The following is a 23,690-nucleotide window of genomic DNA, read 5'->3' as shown; positions in this document are numbered from 1 at the left end:
ATCTGATTAGTATAGGGGAATATCAATCTATGTTTGAATTCTTTTATGCTAAGGAGGATGAGGTACATGGAACTAACACTTATTTGTGTTGGAGAAGAAAGCAAGATAAATAGTTTAATAGATTTAGTAGCCTTTCAACATGAGTTAATTATTTTTACAGCAAATGAAGAGATAGCGGCTGAAGTGAGGAATTGTGGATTTGATTGGACGTATAGTTGTAGTAAGGAGCAGGATTTTACTAGTATTTATGAGTGTATTAAGAAGGTGATTTTACTAGGGGATGAGCTTCCAATCGTTAGCTTCTTTACAGAACACATTCGCTTTTCTTTTCAAGCGCCTATTACTGTTGTTACAAGGAATAAACGGTATCCAGCGAGGCTCTATGAAACAATTGGAGCTACATTTGTCGTGTTTACGAATTGTGATAATATTTCTTTTTTATTTTTTGAATAGGGCGGGGGAGAAGAAGATGAAGGTGTTGTTACTAGGAGATATAGCGAATCGTTGGGCGGTATCGGTAGAGCGAGTTCAAGAATTGGTCGTACTTGATCCTATTTTTCCAAGGCCCTATATCATATTGCCATCAAAAGACGCTTTATATTTAAAAACAGATGTTATCGAATATGAGCAGCTACATGCAGAATTGTCACAAGTTTATATTCGCGGGAGAAATTTACGTGCTTTTTTACGAGGAGAATAAATAGTGAATGAAAAAAGAGCGAATGCTAAGTGCAACAAGCTATGCACTTCATGTCATTCGCTCTTTTTATTTCGTATTTAAAAGATCATTTATGTGAAAAAGAAAGAAAAGACGAGAAAACAGATGAAAAAATATTAATAACACTCAATGTAAGCGTTTAAATAGATGGATATTTTCTTATTTTCAGTAATTTAGCTCTTTACAAGTGAAAAATAGAGGAGTATATTTACTCTCATAAATCATTCATAAAATTTCCAAAAAAACCTAAAATCGCTGAGTTCCAGAAATGGAGCGGGGGAACCAATTTTGTGCATTGTCACTTGGGGTGAATCTTTCAGTTTTGAAAGTAGGGCTACTCTTTAGGCCCGAATCCGACAGCTAACCTCGTAAGCGTTTAGAGAGGAGGTTTACTTTTTGTTGTTCATTTTTTGAACACTGAGTAGAGCTCAGTGTTCTTTTTTAATATTTTAATGGTAAATTTTTACAGAAAGGTGAGAGGGTAGCTATGTTAGATGTTGTAATGATCGGAATTTTTGTTGTGTTAGTCGCATCGATGGCAAGTCTTGCAAGTTGGTCAGATAAAGTTGTGAAAGAAGGGAAGCAATCATGATGATTGCCTTATCAATTATTGTTGCAGCAATTACGGTGTACTTAGTGTATGCATTATTAAATCCGGAAAAGTTTTAATTAGGGGGAGTCATTCATTATGATCTGGGTTGCAGTCGTTATTACAATGCTATTGTTTATTCTTGTGGCAAAGCCAACGGGAATTTATTTAGAGAAAGCCTTTCAAGGGAGTAAAAAGCTGGATAAAGTATTCGGGCCTTTTGAAAAACTTATTTTTAAAATTACGGGTGTAAAAGAATATAATCAAACGTGGAAACAGTACGCATTATCATTAGTTTTATTAAATGGATTTATGATTGTTGTCGTATATTTCATTTTCAGACTACAAGGAGTATTGCCATTAAATCCAGCACACATTGAAGGAATGGAGCCTACGCTCGCTTTTAATACAGCAATTAGTTTTATGGCTGATACGAACTTACAGCATTATAGCGGTGAAAATGGTTTATCTTATTTATCACAATTAATCGGAATTACATTCTTAATGTTTGCAGCACCGGCAACGACTTTAGCGCTCGTTATGGCATTTATAAGAGGGCTTGCTGGAAAAGAACTCGGTAACTTTTTCGTTGATTTTACGAGAGCATTAACGAGAGTATTTCTTCCTATCGCATTTATGGCGGCACTAGTCTTTGTTGCACTTGGCGTACCACAAACGTTAGACGGTGCCGTTACAGCACAAACAATTGATGGGGCAAAGCAAAGCATATTACGCGGGCCAGTTGCATCATTCGTTTCTATTAAGGAACTTGGAAATAACGGCGGTGGATTTTTCGGAGCAAACTCTACACATCCTTTCGAAAATCCAGGACAAATGAGTAATATTTTGCAAATGATGCTTATGATGTTATTGCCAACAGCACTTCCATTTACGTATGGACGAATGGTGGGCAATAAAAAGCAAGGTCGCATCCTTTTCGTTTCACTATTCATGGTCTTTTTACTAGGGTTTATAACGATTACGACATCTGAATTACATGGAAATCCAGCTTTAAATGGAATGGGTATCGAACATGTACAAGGAAGTTCAGAAGGAAAAGAAGTAAGGTTCGGAACAGTATTTTCTTCACTATACGCAACAGTAACGACAGCTGCTGAAACCGGAGCGGTGAATACGATGCATGATACGTTAACACCAATTGGCGGGTTAGTACCACTCGTAAATATGATGTTAAACACAGTATACGGCGGCGTTGGAGCAGGCTTTGTGAACATTATTATGTATGCGATTATTGCAGTTTTTATATCTGGATTGATGGTTGGACGGACACCGGAGTTTTTAGGTAAGAAAATTGAAGGGAAGGAAATGAAATTAATTGCGGTAACGATACTATTTCATCCACTGCTTATTTTAGGATTTTCGGCATTGGCTCTTTCTACACATTTAGGAACAGAAGCGATTTCTAACTCGGGCTTCCACGGTTTAACACAAGTTGTTTATGAGTATACGTCATCAGCTGCGAATAACGGATCTGGATTTGAAGGGTTAGCAGATAATACACCGTTTTGGAATATTACAACTGGTTTAGTTATGTTTTTAGGACGCTATTTTAGTTTAATTACGATGCTAGCTGTTGCAGCTTCATTGAAAGAGAAGACGGTTGTGCCAGAAACAGTCGGAACGTTCCGTACGGATAATAGTTTATTTGGCGGCATTTTCATCGGAACAATTGTAATTGTCGGTGCATTAACATTCTTCCCGATGTTAGTACTCGGCCCAATTGCAGAATTTCTTACATTGAAGTAATGGAGGGTAAATGATGAGACCGGTAGTAGTAAAAGAAAAAAGAGTAAATGAGTCACACATACATGCAGTAGAAGATGAGGTTAGACAAGCGAAAACGATGGATCGTGATATCGTGAAACATGCGATGAAACAATCCTTTGCGAAATTGAATCCGAAAGTTATGATAAAAAATCCGATTATGTTCGTTGTGGAGATTGGATTTATCATTACGTTCATTTTATCGTTTCTTCCAAGTCGTTCTAGTAGTGTACCAGGATGGTTTAATATAACAGTTTCCCTCATTCTATTATTTACAGTTTTATTTGCTAACTTTGCAGAAGCATTAGCGGAAGGACGGGGGAAAGCGCAAGCTGATTCTTTAAAACAATCGAAGAAAGATGTGTTTGCAAATGTTGTAAAAGAAAATGGAGACATCGTCCAAGTTTCAGCAACTGATCTAAGAAAAGGTGACGTTGTTATTGTAAAACAAGGAGAAATGATTCCAAGTGATGGAGAAGTAATAAAAGGGTTAGCATCTGTTGATGAATCTGCGATTACAGGGGAATCAGCTCCTGTAATAAAAGAAGCAGGCGGTGATTTTTGTTCCCTGACAGGCGGTACGATGGTTGTAAGCGATGAGATTACGATTGTCATTACGAGTAATCCTGGTGAATCATTTATTGATAAAATGATTTCGTTAGTAGAAGGAGCTGCGCGTCAAAAAACGCCGAATGAAATTGCTTTAAATACAGTATTAACGAGTTTAACGCTTATTTTCTTAATCGTTGTTGTGACGCTGCCGATTTTCACAAATTATTTAGGGTTTCAAATTGATACAGCTGTACTTGTAGCATTGTTAGTTTGTTTAATTCCAACGACAATTGGTGGATTATTATCAGCGATTGGTATTGCCGGGATGGACCGCGTGACAAAGTTTAATGTGTTAGCGATGTCGGGTAAAGCAGTAGAAGCTGCTGGCGATATTAATACAATTATTTTAGATAAAACGGGTACGATTACTTTCGGGAACAGAATGGCTCATACATTATTACCTGTAGGAAATGAAACGATTGAGCAAGTTGGAAAGTGGGCTGCGATTAGCTCAGTTTTAGATGAAACACCAGAAGGTCGATCAGTTATCGAGTATGTGCAAGCGAAATCTATATCATATAATAGAGAACTTGCAGAACAAGGTGAGTTTGTTCCATTTAAAGCAGAAACGAGAATGAGTGGTGTTGATTTACAGGATGGAACGAAAGTGAGAAAAGGTGCTGTCGGTAGCGTGATTGAATGGGTTCAGTCACAAGGTGGAACAATTCCGAAAGATGTAAATCAAAAAGCAGATTTCATTTCAAAAGAGGGCGGAACACCACTTGTAGTTGCAGTAGATAATCGTATTTACGGTTTAATCTATTTAAAAGATACAGTAAAACCTGGTATGCGTGAACGTTTTGAACAGTTGTGTCAAATGGGGATTAAAACGGTTATGTGTACAGGGGATAACCCATTAACAGCAGCAACCATTGCAAAAGAAGCAGGAGTAGATGAGTTTGTTGCTGAGTGCAAACCAGAGGATAAAATTGCAGTTATTAAAGCGGAGCAAGATAAAGGGAAACTCGTAGCGATGACAGGTGATGGTACAAATGATGCGCCGGCATTAGCGCAGGCTGACGTTGGATTAGCGATGAATAGTGGTACAACAGCTGCGAAAGAAGCAGCGAATATGATTGATTTAGATTCGAATCCAACGAAGATTATTGAGGTAGTAGGAATCGGTAAGCAATTGTTAATGACACGCGGTGCGTTAACGACGTTTAGTATTGCAAATGATATCGCAAAATATTTTGCAATCATTCCAGCGATGTTTACACTTGCGATTCCGCAAATGGAAGCATTGAACATTATGAAACTAACATCACCACTGTCAGCGATTTTATCAGCATTAATATTTAATGCAGTTATTATTCCATTACTCATTCCATTGGCGATGAAAGGTATCGCATATAAACCGATGAGTTCGAATGCACTACTTGGCCGAAACCTACTTATTTATGGGCTGGGCGGAGTGATTGTACCGTTCATTGGAATTAAAGTAATTGATATAATTGTCGGCTTGTTCATATAAGGAAGAGGGGAAAAAGATGGCGAAGAAACAAAGTATACTATCACCAATCATCCGTATTACTTTTACATTTTTAGTGTTGTGCGGACTTGTATATCCACTTATTATTACTGGTATTGCACAAGCAGTCATGAAGGATAATGCGGATGGAAGTCTAATATATAATGATAAAAATGAAGTGATTGGTTCGAAATTAATCGGTCAAAATTTCACAGATCCACGTTATTTTCATGGGCGTGTTTCTAGTATTGAATATAAAGCAGAGGCATCTGGTTCAAATAACTATGCACCGTCTAATCCAGATTTAGAGAAACGAGTAGAGAAAAGTATTGAAGAGTGGAAGAAACAAAATCCCACCGTACCAGTTACAGAAGTGCCAATCGATTTAGTGACAAATTCAGGTTCAGGGCTTGATCCTGACATTAGTCCGAAGGCAGCTTCCGTGCAGGTAGAGCGCATCTCTAAAATAACGAATATTTCGAAAGAAACGTTAAATCAATTGATTAAGGATCAAACAGAAGGCGCGGCACTTGGCTTATTTGGAGAGACCCGCGTAAACGTTTTAAAGTTAAATTTAGAATTACAGAAACTAATGAAATAGTAACAGTGCTACCTCAATCTAACGGATTGAGGTAGCGTTGTTTCAAAAGAAAGGTTGTGAGTGTTTTGTATGCGGATGACTATAAACCGACGTTTCAAAGGCGAACACCAGAGGAATATTTAGAATATATTCGTCAGCAAAATCGGGGACAGTTAAAGCTATATGTAGGAGCAGCTCCAGGCGTAGGGAAAAGTTATAAAATGCTACTGGATGCTAGAGAGATGAAAAAGGACGGTATGGATATTGTAATTGGTTTAATTGAAACGCATGGGAGAAAAGAGACGGAAGACGCAATTGCTGATTTAGAAAAGGTTCCTTTAAAAGAAATAGAGTATAAAGGGAAAGTGTTTTATGAACTTGATGTGGAAGGAATTATAAAGCGTGCACCGCAAGTCGTTGTTGTGGATGAACTTGCACATAGTAATATTCCCAGTTCTAAAAATAAGAAGCGTTATATGGATGTACAAGAATTGTTAGAGGCTGGTATATCCGTATTGTCAGCGTTTAATATTCAACATTTAGAAAGTGTTCATGATATTGTAGCTCAAATTACGAATGTAAAAGTAAGAGAACGAATTCCAGATTTTATTTTACAAAAAGCAAATGAAATTCAGCTTGTCGATGCAACGCCGGAAGTACTTCGGAAGAGGTTAATAGACGGAAAGATATATAAAGAAGAAAAAATTCAGCAAAGCTTACAAAATTTCTTTACGCTTAATAATTTAGGAGCACTAAGAGAATTATCGCTTCGTGAAGTCGCTGACGATATGGACGAGAAAATTAGTCAAACAGTGATAGAACCAATTGGCGTGAAAGAAAAAATTCTCGTTTGTGTACAGTACAGTTCAACAGCAGAGAAATTAATACGACGGGGCTGGCGCATGGCTGATCGGTTAAACGCTGAATTGTATGTATTAAATGTTGAAAGAGAAAATATAGATTCTCTTTCAGTTGGAAAAAAGCAGACAATTGAAGAGTGGAAGGCGCTCACGAATCAATTTGACGCAAGTTTTGTATTAGAAGAAGCGAAAGGAAGAAAGCCAGCGGATGTTATTATTGAAGTTGCAAAAAGATTACAAGTAACGCAAATTTTACTTGGGCAATCAGCGAGAACGCGATGGGAAGAAATTCGAAAAGGTTCGATTGTGAATGAAATTATGAGACAGACGAAGCATATTGATATTCATATTGTTGCGGATCAACGAGTTTAAAATAGAGCCGACCTTTCGGGGGCTCTATTTTGCTTTTTGTAAAGCATGAAAATGTATCATTTTCATTGCATATAAAATGATAAGTAGAAATGTAATTGCACCTATGAAGAAAATCCAAAAGTAATTTTGATTAAATAAAAGAAATCCACCTATAAGTGGCCCTGTGCCCATACCAAGATAGCGGATGAAGTTGTACATACCGATAGCAGTTGCGCGTTCTTGTACGAATTCTTCCGTTAATAAAGTAGTGTGAGTTGGCATAGAAAGTCCCATACTAAAACCGTACAATGATGTAACGATAATGATAAATGGGATATTAATGCTATATGTGAAAGAGAATAAAGTGACACATATAATATTGAAGAAACTAGTGGTGAATAAAGCTTGCTTTGTTGTGAATTGTTTTTGCAAAAATTTGTAGCAAGAACTTCCTAACATAATAGAAAGGGACATCGGTACAAACATAAGACCAATTTCACTTGCAGTTAGGTGAAATAAATTTGTTAAAATGCTCGGTAAAAAAACGAGGAAGCAAAAGTAAATACAAAATTGAATAAAGCCAATAAGAGTAATAGAAAATCCAGTTTTATTTTTTAAGATAAACCAGTAATTCTTTTTTGATTGTGGTTGCTTACTTACAGTTGGTTTTGTTTCTGGAAGTAGTGAAATGTTTATCATTAATAAGAGAATGCCAAGTATAGATAAAAAGAGAAATACGGATAAGTGGCCATTTATACTGCCGAGATAACCACCAATGAGAGGACCAATCGCAGGTGCGAGGGCAAGTAACATTTGGTATAGGCTCATTGCTTCTCCTCGTTCTTTTCCTTCAAATAAATCGCCGATAATCGTTGCTGAAACTACAGGTATAGCCGCTATTCCTATAGCTTGAACAGCTCTAAAAAAGAGAAATAAATAAATGTTTGCCGAAAAAGCACATCCGATTGAACCAATTGTACTAATGACTAAACTAGGGATAAGGACAGGTTTTCTTCCTTTTGTATCAATGAAAGGTCCATATACGAGCTGCATAATTGCAAGAATGAATGTGAAAAGTGAAACTGTGACATTTACAAGATAAGGAGAAGTATGAAAAGAACCTTGAATCATGGGCAAGATAGGTGTGTAAATATTTTGAGCGAAGGAACCGAGTAAGGCACTAATACAGACAACATATAAAATGAAATGTAGTTTGGATTTTTTCATTGTGTTAACCTCCTTCTTTTTGGTTTCCTTGGAAACTAAATTTATTTTAACATGTTTTTCTAACTTGTAAATATGAAAAAATAATTTTAAAATGGTATATAGTTAAATCGTTTCTTTGGAAACTTAGGGGGCGAATAGATTGGATTATACAACGAAACAAATGGAAATACTTTCGGACATTCGTACACTTTTGCATAAAAGAGAAGAACATTTGAAAGGACAAAATGAGAAGTTTCTTCGTGAGACAGGTGTAAGTGCTATGTCTTTATCTGAGTTACATGTAATCGAGTGTATCGGGAAAAATGGTCTGATGAATGTAACGGCAATTACGATAGAAATGGGAATGACGAAGGGCGCAATCTCTAAAGTTTGTACAAAGTTGTTCCAAAAGAAATTCGTTGAGAAGATGCAAATGTTAGACAATCAAAAAGAAATTTTCTTCCGCTTAACGGAAAGCGGAAATGAAATATATAAAGCTCATGATAAATTGCATAAACAAGCTGAAGAAAAGTGGCTGTTACTTTTAGATAGATATACGAAAGAAGAACAAGATTTTATTCAAAGGTTCGTCAAGGATGTTTCCGATCATTTGGAAATATAATTGGAAGAAAAAATTCCGTTTTCTCAAGTCTTTTAAATATAATTTCTGAAAGAACTCATATATAATAGAAACAGATACTTAACATAGTGAATAATTAAAGGGTCAATATATATAGAGGAGAGAGTAACATGCTTGAAAATACAGGGTTAGTATTAGAAGGCGGCGGTATGCGTGGTGTATATACGGGTGGGATATTAGAATACTTTATGGAACAAGATTTATATTTTCCATATGTAATCGGTGTATCAGCTGGTGCTTGTCATGCAGCGTCGTATCTTTCCAGACAAAGAAATAGAAATAAAACAGTAAATATTGATTATGCATCACATCCGAAATATTTATCGTATAAAAACTTATGGAGAAAACGTCAGCTATTTGATATGGATTTTATTTTTCATGAAATTCCAGAAAAGCATGTGCCGTTCGATTTTGAAACATACTTTAATAGCCCCGAGCGTTTTCTTGTAGGAACGACGGATTGTGAAACAGGACAGTCTGTTTATTTTGAAAAAGAAGGAACGAATGATGATGCACTAAATTTATTACAAGCTTCTAGTTCATTACCTTTCATTGCACCAGTAGTAAATTACCGAGGTAAACAATTATTAGATGGCGGGATTTCAGATCCAATTCCAGTTCGTAAAGCACAGGAAGATGGATTTAAAAAATCAGTCGTAATTTTAACAAGAAATCACGGTTACGCAAAGAAAAAATCAAGATTTGGGTGGATTGCTGCGAAAGCTTATAAAAAATATCCGAATCTTGTTAACACGATGCTAAATCGTTATGAAGTGTATAATGAAACACTTCACTACATTGAAAAAGAAGAACAAGCAGGTAATTTATTTGTTATTCGTCCAGAAGTACCGCTTCAAGTAGATCGTATGGAAAAAGATACAGCAAAATTACAAAATTTATACGAGCAAGGCTATGAAGATGCAAAGAGACAGTTTGCTGATTTGCAGGCGTTTTTGCAAAAATAATGATTAGGCTGTGGAGATGGGATTCTCTGCAGTCTTTTTTATTATTGGTTTCGATACCGAATGTTGGTTATACACGTTTTTTATATTATGGTATAATATGGATAAAGGTATGTGGAGAGGTGATACATATGAAAAATGTATATAAAGGGCTTAGACATACTGGATTTATCATGATGCTTATTTTTGGTGGTGTATTTTTACTTCGCTGGTTTATTCATGATGAAATGTTATTAGATCAACTTATTGGTTTTAGTGTGGGCATAGTAATGATTATTTCATCAGTTTTCATTCAAAAGTGCAGTAAAGAATTACAGGTAGAAGAAAAGTATTAAATGGTTATAAGCTCCTTCATATTTTGGAGGGACTGTTATAGTTTGAATGATTGTTATAAAAGAAAAGTAGAGCATCGAATTTCGATGCTCTACTTTTTTAATGTGGTAAGAAAATCAATTGATAAGCGAACAAGATTCCAAATACATACACAAGCGGGTGAACAGCACGGAACTTACCTTTTGCCACTTTCATAAGTGGGTATGAAATAAATCCAAGTGCGATACCTGTTGCGATACTTGATGTAAGTGGCATGCTTAAGATTACTAAGAATGCTGGGAATGCTTCATCAAATGCGTCCCAATCGATGTGGCGAACTGAGCCCATCATAAGACTACCAACGATAATTAATGATGGTGCAGTAATAGCGGATACACCAGAAACGGCACTTACTAATGGTCCGAAGAATGCTGCTAGTGCGAATAAAACAGCTACTGTAACAGTTGTTAAACCAGTACGACCACCAGCTGCAACACCAGCAGATGATTCAATGTAAGCTGTTGATGGTGTTGTTCCGAACATAGAACCGATTGTTGCTGAGAATGAGTCAGATAGAAGAGCTCGTCCAGCTTTTGGAAGCTTTCCATCTTTCATAAATCCACCTTGTTGAGCAACGCCAAGTAATGTACCTGTTGTATCGAATAATGTAACAAGGAAGAATGAGAATACAACGCCGTATAATCCGTAGTTAATTACATCAGATACAGCAGTAATTGGATTTGAAACGATAATGCCTTCTGGTAATCCAGGCATTGATGTAACACCGTTTGAGAATGATAATTGTCCCGTGAAGAAAGCGATAATACCAGTTAATAGCATACCGATAAATAGTGCGCCATTTACATTTAAAGACATAAGGACAATTGTAATTCCAAGTCCAGCTAATGCGAGTAGTACTGGAGCAGAGTGAAGATCACCAAGTCCAACTAAATTTGCTTCATTTTTTGTAACGATACCTGTTAAACGTAAACCGATAAAGGCGATGAAAAGGCCGATACCAGCAGTAATTGCATGTTTTAAGTTTTCAGGAATTGCTTCCATTAATTTTGTACGGAAAGATGTGAATGATAACAAAATTAAAATCATACCTGCTACGAATACAGCAGAGAATGCAATTGCGAAAGTCATGCCTTCATGAGCTTTTACAACAGAGTAAGAGAAGTAAGCATTTAATCCCATACCTGGTGCAATTGCGATTGGTAAGTTTGTAAAGATCGCCATAAATAATGTTCCGACAACAGCAGCGATAATTGTTGCTGTAAATGCTTGTTCAAATGGAACACCTGCATCCCCAAGGATAACTGGGTTTACGACAATGATATATGCCATTGTTAAGAAGGTAATAATACCTGCCATAATTTCAGTTTTAATAGAAGTTTTATGTTTTGAAAGGTTAAACATATAAACATCCTTTCTGTTTACGAATAATTTTCACAACAGTTATATATAATATTCGTTTTTTATCTATTTTGCAATAGTTTTGCATAAAAAGTTTACAACAATTCATATTTTGTGTCTTAAATTCGAATATTAATCGTAACTTGATGTGTGAATTTCAGTTTTTATTATGCACATTATAAGAAAAAGGAGTTGAAAGAAGCTATGCCACAGCAAAAAAACTTTATAACAATGCCAGCGCAACATCAAAATAAACAACCTGGTATTGAATCATTAATGAATCCTCTACCACAGTTTGAAGATCCAAATTATAAAGGTAGCGAAAAGTTAAAAGGAAAGAATGTATTAATTACAGGGGGAGATAGTGGAATTGGACGAGCTGTTTCTATCGCTTTTGCGAAAGAGGGAGCAAATATTGCGATTGCGTATTTAGATGAAGATGGAGATGCAAATGAGACGAAGCAACGTGTGGAACAAGAAGGTGTAAAGTGTGTGTTGTTACCAGGTGATTTAAGTGATGAACGGCATTGTAAAGATGTTGTTCAAGAGACCGTCCAGCAGTTAGGTAGTTTGCAGGTCTTGGTAAATAATGTCGCGCAGCAATATCCGCAGCAAGGACTAGAGTATATTACAGCAGAACAGCTAGAAAAGACTTTTCGTATTAATATTTTTTCTTATTTTCACGTTGCGAAAGCTGCACTTTCTCATTTAAAGCAAGGGGATGTCATTATAAATACAGCGTCTATCGTTGCATACGAAGGAAATGAAACGTTAATTGATTATTCCGCAACGAAAGGGGCAATCGTTGCTTTCACAAGATCACTTTCTCAGTCATTAGTGCAAAAAGGGATTCGTGTAAATGGTGTTGCGCCAGGACCGATTTGGACACCACTTATTCCATCGAGCTTTGATGAGAAAAAAGTATCACAGTTTGGAAGCAATGTTCCGATGCAAAGACCGGGCCAGCCATATGAATTAGCACCAGCATACGTATATTTAGCGTCTGATGATTCATCCTATGTTACTGGGCAAATGATACATGTAAATGGGGGCGTTATTGTAAATGGATAGTTTTCATTTATAAGAGCAAAGTAAAGTTAATTCCACTTATTATAGTGGCGCTAGGGGAGGGATATAGATGAAAAAATTATGTTTTGTCATACTATTATTTTTCATCCTACCGGTTAGTGCCTTTGCTAATACAGATCATCTAATATTAGTGAACCTTACGACAAACCAATTATCTTTTTTTGAAAATGGAAATTATACAAAAACATTCCCCGTAACAACTGGAAGAGATCGTACTCCTACACCTGAAGGTAATTTTTGTATTATAACTAAATTTAAAAATAAAGAATATCATCGAAAGAAAATAGCTGGTGGTGCACCGAATAATCCTCTTGGTACGAGATGGCTTGGACTAGATAAAAATGAATATGCGATTCATGGGACAAATCGGGAATGGACAATTGGAAGTAGGGAATCAAATGGCTGTATTCGTATGCATGACAGGGATATACAGTGGTTATATGACCGAGTTCAATTACAGACGAAAGTAATCATTTCTCGGTTTCATACGAGCCCGGAATATGAAGCGAATAAGCTTGGTTATCGTGTTGTGAGCTGGAATGGTCGTAAAGTAGAAGAAGAGCAAATTGGTATGCTTACGTTAGTAGATCGCGTGGATATATATTGGCAAGAACCGAATGGACAGCTAACGAAAGTGAAAATGGTATTGCCAAACGAAAGGTATGCAGTGTACTCAAAACGAAAAGATGGAATATATTATATAGGAAACAATTTGTATATAGTGGATGAAACAGGAGAAAAAATTCGTTATGAGCAAATTCCTTCTTCAGCTTTAAGTAATATATATAAACGGAAATATAATGTTCCGTAATAGGCTACCGTATGATAGACGGTAGCTTATTTCTACTTCGAGTTTAACTGCAACTATTGTATTTTGCTGAATATAATACAGTACAGATAGGGGGCGGTTACATTATGAAAAGTGAATTTGCGTTTAAAGTTTTCTTAGTAACGACCTGTTTATTTATCGTGTATTTGTATGCGTTTCTCGTTTTTTCTTTTTATGTTCCATATGTTGATTTAATATTGTTCTTCGGATTTATTTTAGCCTTTGTGAAAGCGAGGGAAGGAGAGAAGAGTATATATCGGCGCATTACGTTATGCGGGACGGCCGTTCTTGTTATTTTGTATTTTTTTATGATGCATGATTTTTGGAGAGGAATGTAAAAAAGCATACGATTAGTCGTATGCTTTTTATGTTTAATATTTTGGCTTAAATGTATGACAACAAGTCTCTACACTTGTTGCTACAGAACTTTCTAGCGTTTCGTTCGTTAAAACTGCACTTGTATACGATTCATTTTCAGTTTGACCCGTTTCATCCGCATCTGGCTGAACGATAATCGCACTTGCTTGACAAAAGTTACCTTGTCCCCAAAATGAGCAATTGGAAACAGAGCATCTTACTTCTGGCATAAAACCCCCTCCTTATACATTAGTTTGGAATTTTACGTCCATTTCATGTGTAGAAGGAGTTTCCTTTTCTCGTTATTTTTTCGTTTGTTCAAACCATTCTTTAAACTTTTCTTTTGACTGTTCTCCGCTAATACGGCTTACTTCTTTACCATCTTTAAAATGAATAATTGTCGGTGTTCCTTGGATATTGTATTTATCCCAAGGCTCGTTTAAATTTTCAATATCAATTACTTTCATATCAACATTTAAATCTTTCGCTAAAGGTACAACAATAGGAGAGACCTTTTGGCAATGAACGCAAGAGGTTTGATAGAAGTAAATCGTTTGTTCTTTTTTATCTTCTATATTTTTATTGAGATCTTCAAGAGAAATTTTATTTGAGTAGTAACCTTTTTCATCTGTCGATGCGTTTTTCTTCTCCATTTGAGTTACAGCAAAGATTGCCGCAAATAAGACGATAATAATACCGCCAAATATAAGCATTTTTTTCATTCTTTCATCTCCTTATTTGTTTTTGATGACAATAAAGCTACAAACAGCGATTGTAATAAAGCCGATAAGTGCTAAAAACGGGATTGTCACAAAGCCGAACCAGTTTATGTATTCTCCCGTACATGGTACACGGCCGCAAGCTGCCCCTGCAGCCGAAAATGCTGCGACTTTTTGAATTGCATAGTGATATAAAGAAATACAAGCACCAATACTTGCGATTGGTAAAGAATAATTTGCGATGCGATAGTCTTTTTTTACTACAGCGATACCGAGCCATAAAACGAATGGATACATGAAAATACGTTGATACCAACAAAGGACACAAGGTTCAAATTTCATGATTTCGGAAAAGTATAGACTTCCTAGTGTAGCGATAAAAGAAGCTCCCCACGCGGTAAATAAAGCATATTCTTGCTTTTTTTCTCGTCCCATATTTTATACCTCTCTTATAATAGTTACATACTAAATTATAGTATGAAGTGGTACAGAAAAGAAAGAAAAAATATGTTTATCAATAAAAGTTTTATAAGGGGAAACTTTTATTGATATGAACATTTTAAAAAAGCGCTATTCTCCAGAAGAGAATAGCGCTATAGTTTACATTTGAATTTGCTCTACTTCTTCTATATGTGACTTTTGGGATGCGTGGTCAATATATTGAAATAGGAGCTGCAATTGTTTATCAACTTCTGGCAGTTCTTTACTGTATTGATAAGCGTGTAAAAAATGCTCAATACGCTTAGAAAATAATTGATCGTTCGTTTGAACCATGAGAACGAGTAATTTATCCCAATTACAGCAATACGTGTAATAGAGAGCTTTATCATAATCGTTATATGTTTGCACTGTGTACCCTCCTTACCGAGAGTTATATATAGTGTGTGATAAGTAAGGAGAAATACACTTGAAAGAATTTGTTAAGAAAAAAAGTGAATGAAAAAAAACGAGGTGTTTCCTCGTTTTTTAAGCTTTTGGCATTGGCGTAGGTGTTGGTTTGCCATAGCCTTCTTTGTATTTATTATCGATATAGTTACGAATTTCAAGTGTTGATTTTCCTTTTTGTTTCATCGAAGCAGATTCAACTGCGATTTCTAGGCAATTGACGCAAGTCGTTGCATGGGAATCCCAAACAACTTCACCATTCTTTTTAATTTCACGAATAAAGCAGTTTTTATTATTTTTATGTCCTACACTTTCACCGCAACCGCAGTAACATGGAATCCAATCTAATAGCTCTGCATTTTGTCCAGCGACAGTGTAGATGTCTTTCATTTGTGGATCAAGCTTGTCTAGGAAGGTAGGAAGTGTGTCGATTCCTTTTGTTTTCTCTTGAATGTCAGCTTGCTGAGTGTGCGATGCGTGGTCGTGCTCTTCTTTTGATTCAGATGATTTTTTTTCATTTGTACCACTACTTCCGCATCCAGCAAGGATTAAACTCAGTACTGCAAGTAAAGAAAATACATATTTCTTCATACGCTTGTCCCCTTTACAAATGTATTAATCAAATTGTATCAGAGATTACGGTGTATCGGTTGAAGATTTTTTTGAATGATTTTTGAAGCGCCATCGCACTGAATGAAATAGAAATAAAATAGGGATATAAGCGTATACAATATATAAACCAGCTTGAGATAGTACTGTGTTTAATGTGTTTATACTTTCACGGTTTTTAAAGAATAGAGAAGCTGTAAAAATGATGAAAATGAAAAACGGTAATGTAAATTTAAATGAAATATGAAAGGAACGCTTCATCGTTTGGCATGATGACCAAATAGTTAAACAAAGATTCGGCAAAATAATTAAAAACCAAACAAAAATAATAATGTATTCAAACCGTTGAATGAAAGGAACTTTAATTATTTTTAACATCGTTAAAGTAGGCCAAATAGTATGATTTAATTGTCCTTCACTATAATACATAAAAGATACAATAGCTAAAACTACATAAATTAGAGTGCTAAAAAAAATTCCCGCATGAGCCCATCTCTTTAAGGATTTTCCTTTTTCAATAAATGGATAGAAGATAAGAATTGTTTCAAAGCCGAGAAACTCTAATGCAGATTGTTTTGCAGATATAAGCATATCAACAGGTGAATGTGTAAAAATAGGTAAAATGTTACGGAAATGAGCATATTTCATTGGATAGATCAAAAAGAATACAACGAAAATAGGAAGTACAATACCCCAAAAGCATATCCCTGTCACAGAACGGAAACCGCCTTTTATAATGTAGTAAGTGACTAATAAAAACATAAGCGTCAGTTTCCATAACTTAATGGTAGGGAAAATCCAAACTTGTATCACTTCCATATATGTACGAAGAACAGTAAGGCAAAACAATAAGCAATAAAGAGTGAAAATGACAGAAAATATAGAGCCAAACCATTTTCCGAAACTTGTTGTATGAATGCTGATTAAATCTCCATCTTTTTCTAACATTTTTAGCATACAAAACAGTACAATATGGGTTGCAATCCCTGCAATAATAAGAGAAATCCAGGCATCATAACCAGCGTTTTTTAAAATTACACGTTGATACCCAAGAACTCCTATTCCAATTTGAAGTGAATGTAATAATATAAAGGCAAAGTATGGAGAGACTGTTTTTGATTTATTCATTGTATTCATTGCTTATTTCACCTCACTATTCCCCGATTCCAGATTGTACAATATTAAGATCTAAATTTATATCCACCGCTACATTTTTATACATATTTCGAATTTGTTTTATACTCCATTTTCTCGTATGGCTTCTAATTTCATCTCGTATTCCTAAAGGGTCGATTCCCTTTTCTTGAAATTGTTTTATTAAATCTTCACAGTCTTTTTCAACATTGCGTTCAATTTGTTTCTTTATATAGTTGATATTTGTTTCTTTTCTCAAATCAATCCAATTAGGAGAGTTTTTAATTAAACCATTTAATTTTAAATGGATTTTTACTTTTGGTATGTCGCCAGTTTGATCTATATCATATTTATTTTTCCCAGCTAAGTTTTGTATAACGACCATACCTTTATGTTTATCCTTTGTTATTGCTGCTTCGTAACGGCCATTTTTTGTAGGATTAATAAGTAATTTTGCTAAAACAGAATGTCTTTTATCCGTATACATGACGACTTTATCGCCTTTTAAAAAGGCAAGTCCTTTGACAGCGACAGAATGATTATCGTCCATTTTAATATAAGGAACATAGGCATCACATACAGAAGAGTAATAATTATATAAAAAAATGTTTAATTCGGTTTGTGGGATGTTCTCATTTCTTATATTTTGCTCGAGTAAATCAGCAATATATAATGAACCATTGTTTTTTCCGTAATTTAAAAGCTCTTCGGCCGATCCATCTACAATTGCTAGTTGTACATCACGTCCTATATTTGGATCACGTTGTAAGTTAGTAATAATTTCTCCCATTCCACGTTCTCCTAGAGTCTTTCCAAATAGGACGACACGCATTTGACCTACAACAACATTGTGAGGAGATTTTGCATTTAATCTTGACGCGATTGTTTCAAGTGAACGAGCAGATGTTGATTGCGTCTCTGGCTTAGACTTTACACCATGCGTGTATTCTGGGAATAAGATAGTTCCTTGGAATCTTTTGTTTTTTGTGATATCAAATCCAGCAATATGAATAATACGCTGCGTATCTACTATATACGTTTGTGTACAGCCAGTTTGTAGAATGAAAAAGATAATAATAATGTACAATAAGAGTTTTTTCATTCATTATCACCATCACGTTTTTGCTTCACTTTGTTCGGATTATAGCGCCATTTTGATTTTGGTCTAAGGAAAGAAGGTCTTTGTGCTGTTTGACTAAATGGTAATCGAAGAAAACCTTCCGCTGTACCTAAACCCCGAAATGGATATAAAGGTAATAAATAAGGGGATCCAAGTGATTTTAATTTAATTAAATGAGCTAAAATAAATACAAACCCGACAATAAGACCCAATCCACCAAATGCACCAGCTAAAAGAATAAGCGGAAATCGTAACAACCGGATAGTAGAAGACATTTTTACAGTCGGTGTTGTGAAAGATGCAAGGGCGGATAAAGCAACTGCAATTAATAAAATTGTACTCGTTAAAGCTGCTTCAACAGATGCCTGTCCAATTACAATCCCACCAACAATACCAATCGTTTGTCCGACTTTTGTCGGTAAACGCGCTCCCGCTTCACGAAGCAATTCAATTGTAATTTCTAAAAAAAGTGCTTCTAGAATAGGAGGGAAAGGTACGTTAGCTCTCGAGAAAATAATAGGACCTAGTAAATCAGCTGGAATCATTTGATAATGATATGTTAAAGCCGCTGTATAAATGGCGGAGGAAAAAAGAGAAAATATAGCTCCGAAAAAACGAATAATACGAAAGAACGATCCAATCATCCAAGGTAAATAATAATCTTCTGGTGAAATGAAAAAATCTAGTAACGTTGTTGGTCCTGATAAAGCATATGGAGAGCCATCTGTTAAAATTAAAACTTCCCCGTTAATTAAGGCAAATACAGCTCGATCTAATCGTTCTGTAGGTAATAGAACAGGAAAAGGTGAATTGCTATTATCACTAATAAATTGTTCAATCATAGTTGCGTCAAATGGGACATCAAAGTCAATGTCTTCTAGCCGTTGTATTGCGGTGTTGATAAATTGTTCATTTGTAACGCCTTCTATATAAGCAACAGCTACTTTCGTTTTTGACATAGATCCGACGCGGTAACTTCTTTAAATATGAGTTGCTCCGTGACGATATTTCGGCGTAACAAGTGTATATTTGTATCAAGGTTTTCAACGAAACCGATTTTAGGTCCAATTACGCTATATTCATTTTCTGTATCGTTATTTAATCGTATTCCTAAAACAGTACTTTCGGCACGAATTAAAGCATATTGATCGGAATTCGAATTGTTTTTTAAACGTATTAATATATATCCACCTAATAATTTCTCACGAATATCTTCAATAGAAGGGTAGGTAATAATATCTTCAATAGAGACGATATTACATAAATCAGAGATGTTTTGGATTCGATCCGATTCCTTTTTTAGAGGAGTTAAAATAAATTGTTTAATAATAAGTGCTTCCACGACAGATTTATAATAAAACAAGCATAATGTTTCATTTTCAAGTACGTTATAAGAGACAAAATCGCTAGATTCTTTCATGCTTTGTATAAATTCTGGAATAGAACAAAGTGTTTTTGGATTAGTCTTGTTGGATTTCTTAGATGATAAACCGAACATTTTCTCACCCCTAACATATATCATTTACTTGTGTTAGTTTTTGGGAAAGGCGGGAATTTATACTTGAAAATTGAAAGTTCATAAAGAAAAGGAAGAGTATTGAAAAACTCTTCCTTTTTGGCGTATTAATTTGTTTTCTTTTCCTTAATAGACTTTACTAATTTAATCATTTCTGCTCGTATATCTTCTTTTTTTACGTTTAATTTTTCGGCAATTTGTTTCATATCCATTCCGTCTTTTTTCATTTTTAGCACATCATCAAGGGGAGTATTACTTTTTTGAGAGATGATTGTTAATATCGTGAGCTGACGTAATCCGATATTATATTCTTTCATTTTTTGTTGTAGCCCGTCTGGTGTAGATTTTTGCATATTTGCTAATTCTTGCAGCAGTGCCTTTTTCGTTTCTTTATTCATATGATGCTTTTTCAACTTACTTGGATCTACCCCGAAATGCTCAGCTGTTTTCTCCCAAGATTTATTTTGCTTATAGTAAGCTAAAACGTCCTTAATTTTTTTTTTACTCATTCTTGCAATGTGGGCAGCTTTCCAAATTTCATGTTTGTTATAACCGAGTTTTTCGAGCGATTGCATTTCTTCTTCTGAAATTGGTTTATGATGATGCAATGTTACTTCTTTTGGCGTAGCAGCGAAAGTGGGGAAGACGGTTGTACCGAATAATAATGCTGCCATAGTCATACTTACTGCGATTTTTTTGTACATATAAACTCCTCCTAGATAGATGATGTGGAAAACTGTACACATATCATTTCCATAAAATGTGAAATACTTGTGAACAAATCAAGTTTTTTTATTCACAGTATGAAATGAAGTTTTTGGGAGTTTTCCAACATAAAACATTGATTAATAGTAAAAAACTAAGGTATAATCGAAATTGAAAATCAATATCAATAATAAACGTATACATATAGATAAAAATAAGGGAGAGAAAAATATGACTACATATACTTCCATCGCAAATGTGATTAAAGAAAGACGTTCTGTTCGTACATTTACAGATAAAGCAGTAGACAAAGAGTTGTTAATTGAACTATTAAACGACGCAACGTGGGCACCGAATCATAAACATCGTGAACCATGGAATTGTAAATTATACATTGGAGACGGCCGTCAGAAATTAGTAGATGCAGTATTAAACTCTTTCACAGAAGAAGAAAGAGCGAAACGAGGTAAAATTTTATCTGATCGTTTCTTAAGCACGCCAGCACAAATTGTTGTATATATAAATGAAGACCCACGTCAAATTCAACGTGACGAAGATTACGCTGCAACATGTGCATTTATGCAAAACTTCCAACTTCTTGCTTGGGAACGTGGATTAGGTTGTGTTTGGAAATCAGGTGGATTAAACTACAATCCATTATTTATAGAAGGACTTGGTTTAACAAGAGGTCAACGCATCGTTGGAATTCTTCACCTTGGCTATTTCGATAAAGCGCCAGAAGGAAAAGCTCGTACACCGATTACGGAGAAGATGGAGATTATTGAAGGTTAATAGATGAGACATTCTCGTTTTTGCGAGGGTGTCTTTTTATTATGTAATCAATCCTCATGAAAGCTTGTTCTCAATCATACACTTTCTTAAGGGAAAGTGTAAGGAGGGAAAATAATGAGAGCAAGTGACGATAAAGCACTGCAATATGCGATTGCGGAAATTACGGAAATTGCGACTGGATTTGGGCTTGATTTTTATCCGATGCGTTATGAAATATGTCCAGCGGAAATTATTTATACATTTGGTGCATATGGGATGCCGACGCGGTTTTCACATTGGAGTTTTGGGAAACAGTTTTTCAGAATGAAATTACAATACGATTTAGGTCTTAGTAAAATATACGAACTCGTTATTAACTCTGATCCATGTTATGCCTTTTTATTAGATACGAACTCGTTAATTCAAAATAAATTAATCGTAGCGCACGTGTTAGCGCACTGTGATTTCTTTAAAAATAATATTCGTTTTTCAAATACGAAGCGAGATATGGTAGAAAGTATGTCAGCGACAGCTGAACGGGTGAAAGCGTATGAGCATAAGTACGGAAAAGAAGAGGTAGAAACATTTTTAGATGCCGTACTTGCCATTCAAGAGCATATTGATCCGTCGCTCATGCGTCCAAAACTTGCATGGAGTATTGATGATTTAGAAGAGGAAGAAGTAGAAAAGAAAAAGGTATCGCAATACGATGACTTATGGAATTTAGATAATCGAAATAAAAAGCGGGAACGCTCCAATGTGCGTAAAAAGAAGAAAATCCCACCACAACCGGAGAAAGACTTACTCCTCTTTATTGAAGAATATAGCCGTGAGCTAGAAGATTGGCAGCGAGATATATTAACGATGATGCGTGAAGAAATGTTATATTTCTGGCCACAGCTTGAAACGAAGATCATGAACGAAGGCTGGGCATCATACTGGCATCAACGCATACTTCGCGAAATGGACTTAACATCTGATGAAGCAATTGAATTTGCGAAATTAAATGCGGGCGTCGTTCAGCCATCCAAAACAAGCATTAATCCATACTACCTCGGTATTAAAATGTTTGAAGATATTGAGGAGCGCTACAACAACCCGACAGAAGAAATGAAAAGACGAGGTGTCAAACCAGGATCTGGTCGTGACAAAATCTTTGAAGTACGCGAAATCGAATGGGACGTATCGTTTTTAAGAAACTACTTAAATAAAGATCTCGTAATGAGAGAAGATATGTACTTATTCCAGCGTCAAGGAAAAGAATATAAAGTAATAGATAAAGAGTGGGAGCATGTACGTGATCAGCTCGTAAATATGCGGACAAATGGTGGTTTCCCGTACTTAGTAGTAGAAGACGGGGACTACTTAAAGAATGGAGAATTGTACATTAAACATAATTACGAAGGAATTGAGCTCGATTTAAAATACTTAGAAAAGGTATTGCCATATCTTCATCAGCTATGGGGAAGAACGGTGCATATGGAGTCGATCGTAGAGAGTAAGGGTGTTGTGTTTTCTTATGATGGGAAGATGGTGCATCGGAAGTATGTGTGATAAGGAAAGCCACTATGTATATAGTGGCTTTTTTGATCTGTTTTTCATTATGTGTTTTTTATACCAACAACTAGAATACTAGTAAATCTATAAACTTAAAAATCCTTACTCACATTCAAGTTGTTGCACACATTTACTATAAAGAATTTTTGATTTCGTTTGTAGAAACGGTTTCAACATAACCAGTATATTCATTATAATTGTCATCTGTGTACTGAATACCGATAAAATAGAAAGAATCCATATCCCCAACTACTTTTGTATAACTAATGTTTTTAGGACGTTCTTTAAAGAGTTTGAATTCCTTTGTTTGTACGTTATAAGTGTATAAATCCCCACCGTGGTTAGCACTTCCTGCAGCTCCACCTATTACAAGCAATAAGTGATTATTATCAATCCATGTAACGCTCTTACAAGTCTGTGAGTTATTTAATTTGGAATCTATTTTCACTACTGTCTGTTTGTCTGCCTTAAAATCATACAAGGATAACTTACCTGGCTCATCAGCTAATACACGGCTATTCAAAATTATTTTATCTCCGCTAGGCGAAATTTCGTAGTCAAGTGCTGTGCCTAAATCTGATTTTCCTAGTGGTATAGTTTCTCCTTTTGTATTCTTAGTTAGTAAAGAAACCTCTGTTTCGTCTATAGCCAACTCATTGTTCTTTTTGGACTCTTGCTTTTCCTTGTTGGAATTTTGTTGATTCGTTTCTTTTGTTGAATCAATTTGTTTTGTAACAACAGATTTCTTTTGGGGTAAAGAAATGATATTAAAATAGCCTAAAACAAATATTGCGATGAGTACAGCAATAATCCCCAATAATAAAGTATTTAAATAGCGATTTTTCATAGTATCCTCCCGTTAATTTCAATAATATGGATTCATAATATCACAAT

Annotated in this window: 27 protein-coding genes, 1 pseudogene and 1 riboswitch; of the genes and pseudogenes, 16 read left to right on the top strand and 12 right to left on the bottom strand. The window is 35.4% G+C overall.

Going from position 1 to position 23,690, the window contains the following annotated elements; all coding sequences use genetic code 11:
- Positions 1-66 precede the first annotated feature (66 nt).
- The 8 genes from LMD38_RS22260 (at position 67) to kdpDN (ending at position 6,987) form a co-directional block, all read left to right on the top strand.
- Entirely contained in the window at positions 67-453 is a 387-nt protein-coding gene (locus tag LMD38_RS22260; RefSeq protein WP_061183500.1) for a hypothetical protein, read from the top strand.
- Between the two features lie 16 nt (positions 454-469).
- Positions 470-700, top strand: a complete 231-nt coding sequence (locus tag LMD38_RS22255) for a hypothetical protein (RefSeq protein ID WP_000866315.1) — start codon at positions 470-472, stop codon at positions 698-700.
- Between the two features lie 261 nt (positions 701-961).
- Positions 962-1,107, top strand: a riboswitch (cyclic di-AMP (ydaO/yuaA leader).
- A 98-nt stretch (positions 1,108-1,205) separates the two neighbouring features.
- Entirely contained in the window at positions 1,206-1,310 is a 105-nt protein-coding gene (locus LMD38_RS22250) for a SipW-dependent-type signal peptide-containing protein (RefSeq protein WP_000887889.1), read from the top strand.
- On the top strand, positions 1,307-1,387 hold the full coding sequence (gene kdpF / locus LMD38_RS22245) for a K(+)-transporting ATPase subunit F (protein ID WP_000972376.1): 81 nt from the start codon (positions 1,307-1,309) through the stop codon (positions 1,385-1,387). Before LMD38_RS22250 ends, kdpF begins: the two co-directional genes overlap by 4 nt.
- Positions 1,388-1,406: 19 nt before the next feature.
- Positions 1,407-3,074 (top strand): potassium-transporting ATPase subunit KdpA, encoded by a 1,668-nt coding sequence (gene kdpA, locus LMD38_RS22240; RefSeq protein WP_016716498.1) that lies wholly within the window; start codon positions 1,407-1,409, stop codon positions 3,072-3,074.
- A gap of 13 nt (positions 3,075-3,087) precedes the next feature.
- Positions 3,088-5,178 (top strand): potassium-transporting ATPase subunit KdpB, encoded by a 2,091-nt coding sequence (gene kdpB, locus LMD38_RS22235; RefSeq protein ID WP_228920382.1) that lies wholly within the window; start codon positions 3,088-3,090, stop codon positions 5,176-5,178.
- A gap of 16 nt (positions 5,179-5,194) precedes the next feature.
- Positions 5,195-5,776 (top strand): K(+)-transporting ATPase subunit C, encoded by a 582-nt coding sequence (gene kdpC, locus LMD38_RS22230; protein WP_016716500.1) that lies wholly within the window; start codon positions 5,195-5,197, stop codon positions 5,774-5,776.
- A 56-nt stretch (positions 5,777-5,832) separates the two neighbouring features.
- Positions 5,833-6,987 carry a KdpD-like non-kinase potassium sensor gene (gene kdpDN, locus LMD38_RS22225; RefSeq protein ID WP_073529809.1) on the top strand — a complete coding sequence of 385 codons (1,155 nt, stop codon included), beginning with the start codon at positions 5,833-5,835 and terminating at the stop codon, positions 6,985-6,987.
- Between the two features lie 24 nt (positions 6,988-7,011).
- On the opposite strand, the gene LMD38_RS22220 is transcribed toward kdpDN, so the two are convergent.
- The gene (locus LMD38_RS22220; RefSeq protein ID WP_061183498.1) at positions 7,012-8,193 is read right to left on the bottom strand and encodes an MFS transporter; all 1,182 of its coding nucleotides are present in this window, start codon (positions 8,191-8,193) and stop codon (positions 7,012-7,014) included.
- Between the two features lie 139 nt (positions 8,194-8,332).
- Here LMD38_RS22220 and LMD38_RS22215 point away from each other — a divergent pair, with 139 nt between their 5' ends.
- The 3 genes from LMD38_RS22215 to LMD38_RS22205 all read left to right on the top strand — a co-directional run bounded on the left by LMD38_RS22215 (position 8,333) and on the right by LMD38_RS22205 (position 10,109).
- Positions 8,333-8,794, top strand: a complete 462-nt coding sequence (locus LMD38_RS22215) for a MarR family transcriptional regulator (protein ID WP_016716503.1) — start codon at positions 8,333-8,335, stop codon at positions 8,792-8,794.
- A gap of 128 nt (positions 8,795-8,922) precedes the next feature.
- On the top strand, positions 8,923-9,777 hold the full coding sequence (locus LMD38_RS22210; protein ID WP_000892679.1) for a patatin-like phospholipase family protein: 855 nt from the start codon (positions 8,923-8,925) through the stop codon (positions 9,775-9,777).
- A 128-nt stretch (positions 9,778-9,905) separates the two neighbouring features.
- Positions 9,906-10,109 (top strand): hypothetical protein, encoded by a 204-nt coding sequence (locus LMD38_RS22205; protein WP_049113661.1) that lies wholly within the window; start codon positions 9,906-9,908, stop codon positions 10,107-10,109.
- A gap of 97 nt (positions 10,110-10,206) precedes the next feature.
- Here LMD38_RS22205 and LMD38_RS22200 read toward each other — a convergent pair whose 3' ends face one another.
- Complete coding sequence (locus LMD38_RS22200) at positions 10,207-11,508, bottom strand: NCS2 family permease (protein WP_000482726.1); 1,302 nt, start codon at positions 11,506-11,508, stop codon at positions 10,207-10,209.
- 201 nt (positions 11,509-11,709) lie between these two features.
- Here LMD38_RS22200 and LMD38_RS22195 point away from each other — a divergent pair, with 201 nt between their 5' ends.
- From LMD38_RS22195 to LMD38_RS22185, 3 genes are all read left to right on the top strand, one after another.
- Positions 11,710-12,576 (top strand): SDR family oxidoreductase, encoded by an 867-nt coding sequence (locus LMD38_RS22195; protein WP_016716514.1) that lies wholly within the window; start codon positions 11,710-11,712, stop codon positions 12,574-12,576.
- 67 nt (positions 12,577-12,643) lie between these two features.
- Complete coding sequence (locus tag LMD38_RS22190) at positions 12,644-13,405, top strand: L,D-transpeptidase (protein WP_000732021.1); 762 nt, start codon at positions 12,644-12,646, stop codon at positions 13,403-13,405.
- A gap of 104 nt (positions 13,406-13,509) precedes the next feature.
- Positions 13,510-13,761: a hypothetical protein gene (locus tag LMD38_RS22185; RefSeq protein WP_016716515.1), complete on the top strand. Its 252-nt coding sequence runs from the start codon at positions 13,510-13,512 to the stop codon at positions 13,759-13,761.
- Between the two features lie 33 nt (positions 13,762-13,794).
- Here the strand turns inward: LMD38_RS22185 and LMD38_RS22180 are convergent, their stop codons facing one another.
- The 9 genes and pseudogenes from LMD38_RS22180 to LMD38_RS22140 all read right to left on the bottom strand — a co-directional run bounded on the left by LMD38_RS22180 (position 13,795) and on the right by LMD38_RS22140 (position 20,467).
- Positions 13,795-14,010 carry a DUF1540 domain-containing protein gene (locus LMD38_RS22180; protein ID WP_001115486.1) on the bottom strand — a complete coding sequence of 72 codons (216 nt, stop codon included), beginning with the start codon at positions 14,008-14,010 and terminating at the stop codon, positions 13,795-13,797.
- Between the two features lie 72 nt (positions 14,011-14,082).
- On the bottom strand, positions 14,083-14,502 hold the full coding sequence (locus LMD38_RS22175; protein ID WP_000738460.1) for a thioredoxin family protein: 420 nt from the start codon (positions 14,500-14,502) through the stop codon (positions 14,083-14,085).
- Positions 14,503-14,514: 12 nt separating this feature from the next.
- Positions 14,515-14,934, bottom strand: coding sequence for a disulfide formation protein C (locus LMD38_RS22170; RefSeq protein ID WP_000532255.1), 420 nt, complete (start codon positions 14,932-14,934; stop codon positions 14,515-14,517).
- Positions 14,935-15,099: 165 nt separating this feature from the next.
- On the bottom strand, positions 15,100-15,348 hold the full coding sequence (locus LMD38_RS22165; RefSeq protein WP_001195458.1) for a YhdB family protein: 249 nt from the start codon (positions 15,346-15,348) through the stop codon (positions 15,100-15,102).
- Between the two features lie 117 nt (positions 15,349-15,465).
- The gene (locus LMD38_RS22160) at positions 15,466-15,975 is read right to left on the bottom strand and encodes a PCYCGC domain-containing protein (protein ID WP_062821524.1); all 510 of its coding nucleotides are present in this window, start codon (positions 15,973-15,975) and stop codon (positions 15,466-15,468) included.
- Between the two features lie 45 nt (positions 15,976-16,020).
- Positions 16,021-17,130: a GerAB/ArcD/ProY family transporter gene (locus LMD38_RS22155; protein ID WP_062821525.1), complete on the bottom strand. Its 1,110-nt coding sequence runs from the start codon at positions 17,128-17,130 to the stop codon at positions 16,021-16,023.
- Between the two features lie 16 nt (positions 17,131-17,146).
- Complete coding sequence (locus LMD38_RS22150) at positions 17,147-18,229, bottom strand: Ger(x)C family spore germination protein (RefSeq protein ID WP_016716517.1); 1,083 nt, start codon at positions 18,227-18,229, stop codon at positions 17,147-17,149.
- Positions 18,226-19,745 (bottom strand): annotated as a pseudogene (locus LMD38_RS22145) (spore germination protein). The gene LMD38_RS22150 and the pseudogene LMD38_RS22145 overlap by 4 nt, the downstream one beginning before the upstream one ends.
- 125 nt (positions 19,746-19,870) lie before the next feature.
- Positions 19,871-20,467 carry a hypothetical protein gene (locus LMD38_RS22140; RefSeq protein WP_062821527.1) on the bottom strand — a complete coding sequence of 199 codons (597 nt, stop codon included), beginning with the start codon at positions 20,465-20,467 and terminating at the stop codon, positions 19,871-19,873.
- Positions 20,468-20,699: 232 nt separating this feature from the next.
- Here LMD38_RS22140 and LMD38_RS22135 point away from each other — a divergent pair, with 232 nt between their 5' ends.
- Positions 20,700-21,260: a nitroreductase family protein gene (locus tag LMD38_RS22135; protein ID WP_000214805.1), complete on the top strand. Its 561-nt coding sequence runs from the start codon at positions 20,700-20,702 to the stop codon at positions 21,258-21,260.
- A 114-nt stretch (positions 21,261-21,374) separates the two neighbouring features.
- Positions 21,375-22,793 (top strand): stage V sporulation protein SpoVR, encoded by a 1,419-nt coding sequence (gene spoVR, locus LMD38_RS22130; protein ID WP_016716519.1) that lies wholly within the window; start codon positions 21,375-21,377, stop codon positions 22,791-22,793.
- Between the two features lie 136 nt (positions 22,794-22,929).
- On the opposite strand, the gene LMD38_RS22125 is transcribed toward spoVR, so the two are convergent.
- Positions 22,930-23,643, bottom strand: coding sequence for a DUF4652 domain-containing protein (locus LMD38_RS22125; protein WP_016716520.1), 714 nt, complete (start codon positions 23,641-23,643; stop codon positions 22,930-22,932).
- Positions 23,644-23,690 lie beyond the last annotated feature (47 nt).

The sequence above is a fragment of the Bacillus pacificus genome (assembly GCF_020861345.1).
Classification (GTDB): Bacteria; Bacillota; Bacilli; order Bacillales; family Bacillaceae_G; genus Bacillus_A; species Bacillus_A pacificus.
Note: the sequence above shows the minus strand (reverse complement) of the source record. Positions and strands in the feature narration are given on the sequence as shown.

What these genes read in the sequence shown, in the direction of transcription:
- LMD38_RS22260 (WP_061183500.1), top strand. Translation starts at nt 67, where the DNA reads ATGGAACTAACACTTATTTGTGTTGGAGAAGAAAGCAAGATAAATAGT.
- LMD38_RS22255 (WP_000866315.1), top strand. Translation starts at nt 470, where the DNA reads ATGAAGGTGTTGTTACTAGGAGATATAGCGAATCGTTGGGCGGTATCG.
- LMD38_RS22250 (WP_000887889.1), top strand. Translation starts at nt 1,206, where the DNA reads ATGTTAGATGTTGTAATGATCGGAATTTTTGTTGTGTTAGTCGCATCG.
- kdpF (WP_000972376.1), top strand. Translation starts at nt 1,307, where the DNA reads ATGATGATTGCCTTATCAATTATTGTTGCAGCAATTACGGTGTACTTA.
- kdpA (WP_016716498.1), top strand. Translation starts at nt 1,407, where the DNA reads ATGATCTGGGTTGCAGTCGTTATTACAATGCTATTGTTTATTCTTGTG.
- kdpB (WP_228920382.1), top strand. Translation starts at nt 3,088, where the DNA reads ATGAGACCGGTAGTAGTAAAAGAAAAAAGAGTAAATGAGTCACACATA.
- kdpC (WP_016716500.1), top strand. Translation starts at nt 5,195, where the DNA reads ATGGCGAAGAAACAAAGTATACTATCACCAATCATCCGTATTACTTTT.
- LMD38_RS22220 (WP_061183498.1), bottom strand. Translation starts at nt 8,193, where the DNA reads ATGAAAAAATCCAAACTACATTTCATTTTATATGTTGTCTGTATTAGT.
- LMD38_RS22210 (WP_000892679.1), top strand. Translation starts at nt 8,923, where the DNA reads ATGCTTGAAAATACAGGGTTAGTATTAGAAGGCGGCGGTATGCGTGGT.
- LMD38_RS22205 (WP_049113661.1), top strand. Translation starts at nt 9,906, where the DNA reads ATGAAAAATGTATATAAAGGGCTTAGACATACTGGATTTATCATGATG.
- LMD38_RS22200 (WP_000482726.1), bottom strand. Translation starts at nt 11,508, where the DNA reads ATGTTTAACCTTTCAAAACATAAAACTTCTATTAAAACTGAAATTATG.
- LMD38_RS22195 (WP_016716514.1), top strand. Translation starts at nt 11,710, where the DNA reads ATGCCACAGCAAAAAAACTTTATAACAATGCCAGCGCAACATCAAAAT.
- LMD38_RS22190 (WP_000732021.1), top strand. Translation starts at nt 12,644, where the DNA reads ATGAAAAAATTATGTTTTGTCATACTATTATTTTTCATCCTACCGGTT.
- LMD38_RS22185 (WP_016716515.1), top strand. Translation starts at nt 13,510, where the DNA reads ATGAAAAGTGAATTTGCGTTTAAAGTTTTCTTAGTAACGACCTGTTTA.
- LMD38_RS22180 (WP_001115486.1), bottom strand. Translation starts at nt 14,010, where the DNA reads ATGCCAGAAGTAAGATGCTCTGTTTCCAATTGCTCATTTTGGGGACAA.
- LMD38_RS22175 (WP_000738460.1), bottom strand. Translation starts at nt 14,502, where the DNA reads ATGAAAAAAATGCTTATATTTGGCGGTATTATTATCGTCTTATTTGCG.
- LMD38_RS22170 (WP_000532255.1), bottom strand. Translation starts at nt 14,934, where the DNA reads ATGGGACGAGAAAAAAAGCAAGAATATGCTTTATTTACCGCGTGGGGA.
- LMD38_RS22160 (WP_062821524.1), bottom strand. Translation starts at nt 15,975, where the DNA reads ATGAAGAAATATGTATTTTCTTTACTTGCAGTACTGAGTTTAATCCTT.
- LMD38_RS22155 (WP_062821525.1), bottom strand. Translation starts at nt 17,130, where the DNA reads ATGAATACAATGAATAAATCAAAAACAGTCTCTCCATACTTTGCCTTT.
- LMD38_RS22150 (WP_016716517.1), bottom strand. Translation starts at nt 18,229, where the DNA reads ATGAAAAAACTCTTATTGTACATTATTATTATCTTTTTCATTCTACAA.
- LMD38_RS22140 (WP_062821527.1), bottom strand. Translation starts at nt 20,467, where the DNA reads ATGTACAAAAAAATCGCAGTAAGTATGACTATGGCAGCATTATTATTC.
- LMD38_RS22135 (WP_000214805.1), top strand. Translation starts at nt 20,700, where the DNA reads ATGACTACATATACTTCCATCGCAAATGTGATTAAAGAAAGACGTTCT.
- spoVR (WP_016716519.1), top strand. Translation starts at nt 21,375, where the DNA reads ATGAGAGCAAGTGACGATAAAGCACTGCAATATGCGATTGCGGAAATT.
- LMD38_RS22125 (WP_016716520.1), bottom strand. Translation starts at nt 23,643, where the DNA reads ATGAAAAATCGCTATTTAAATACTTTATTATTGGGGATTATTGCTGTA.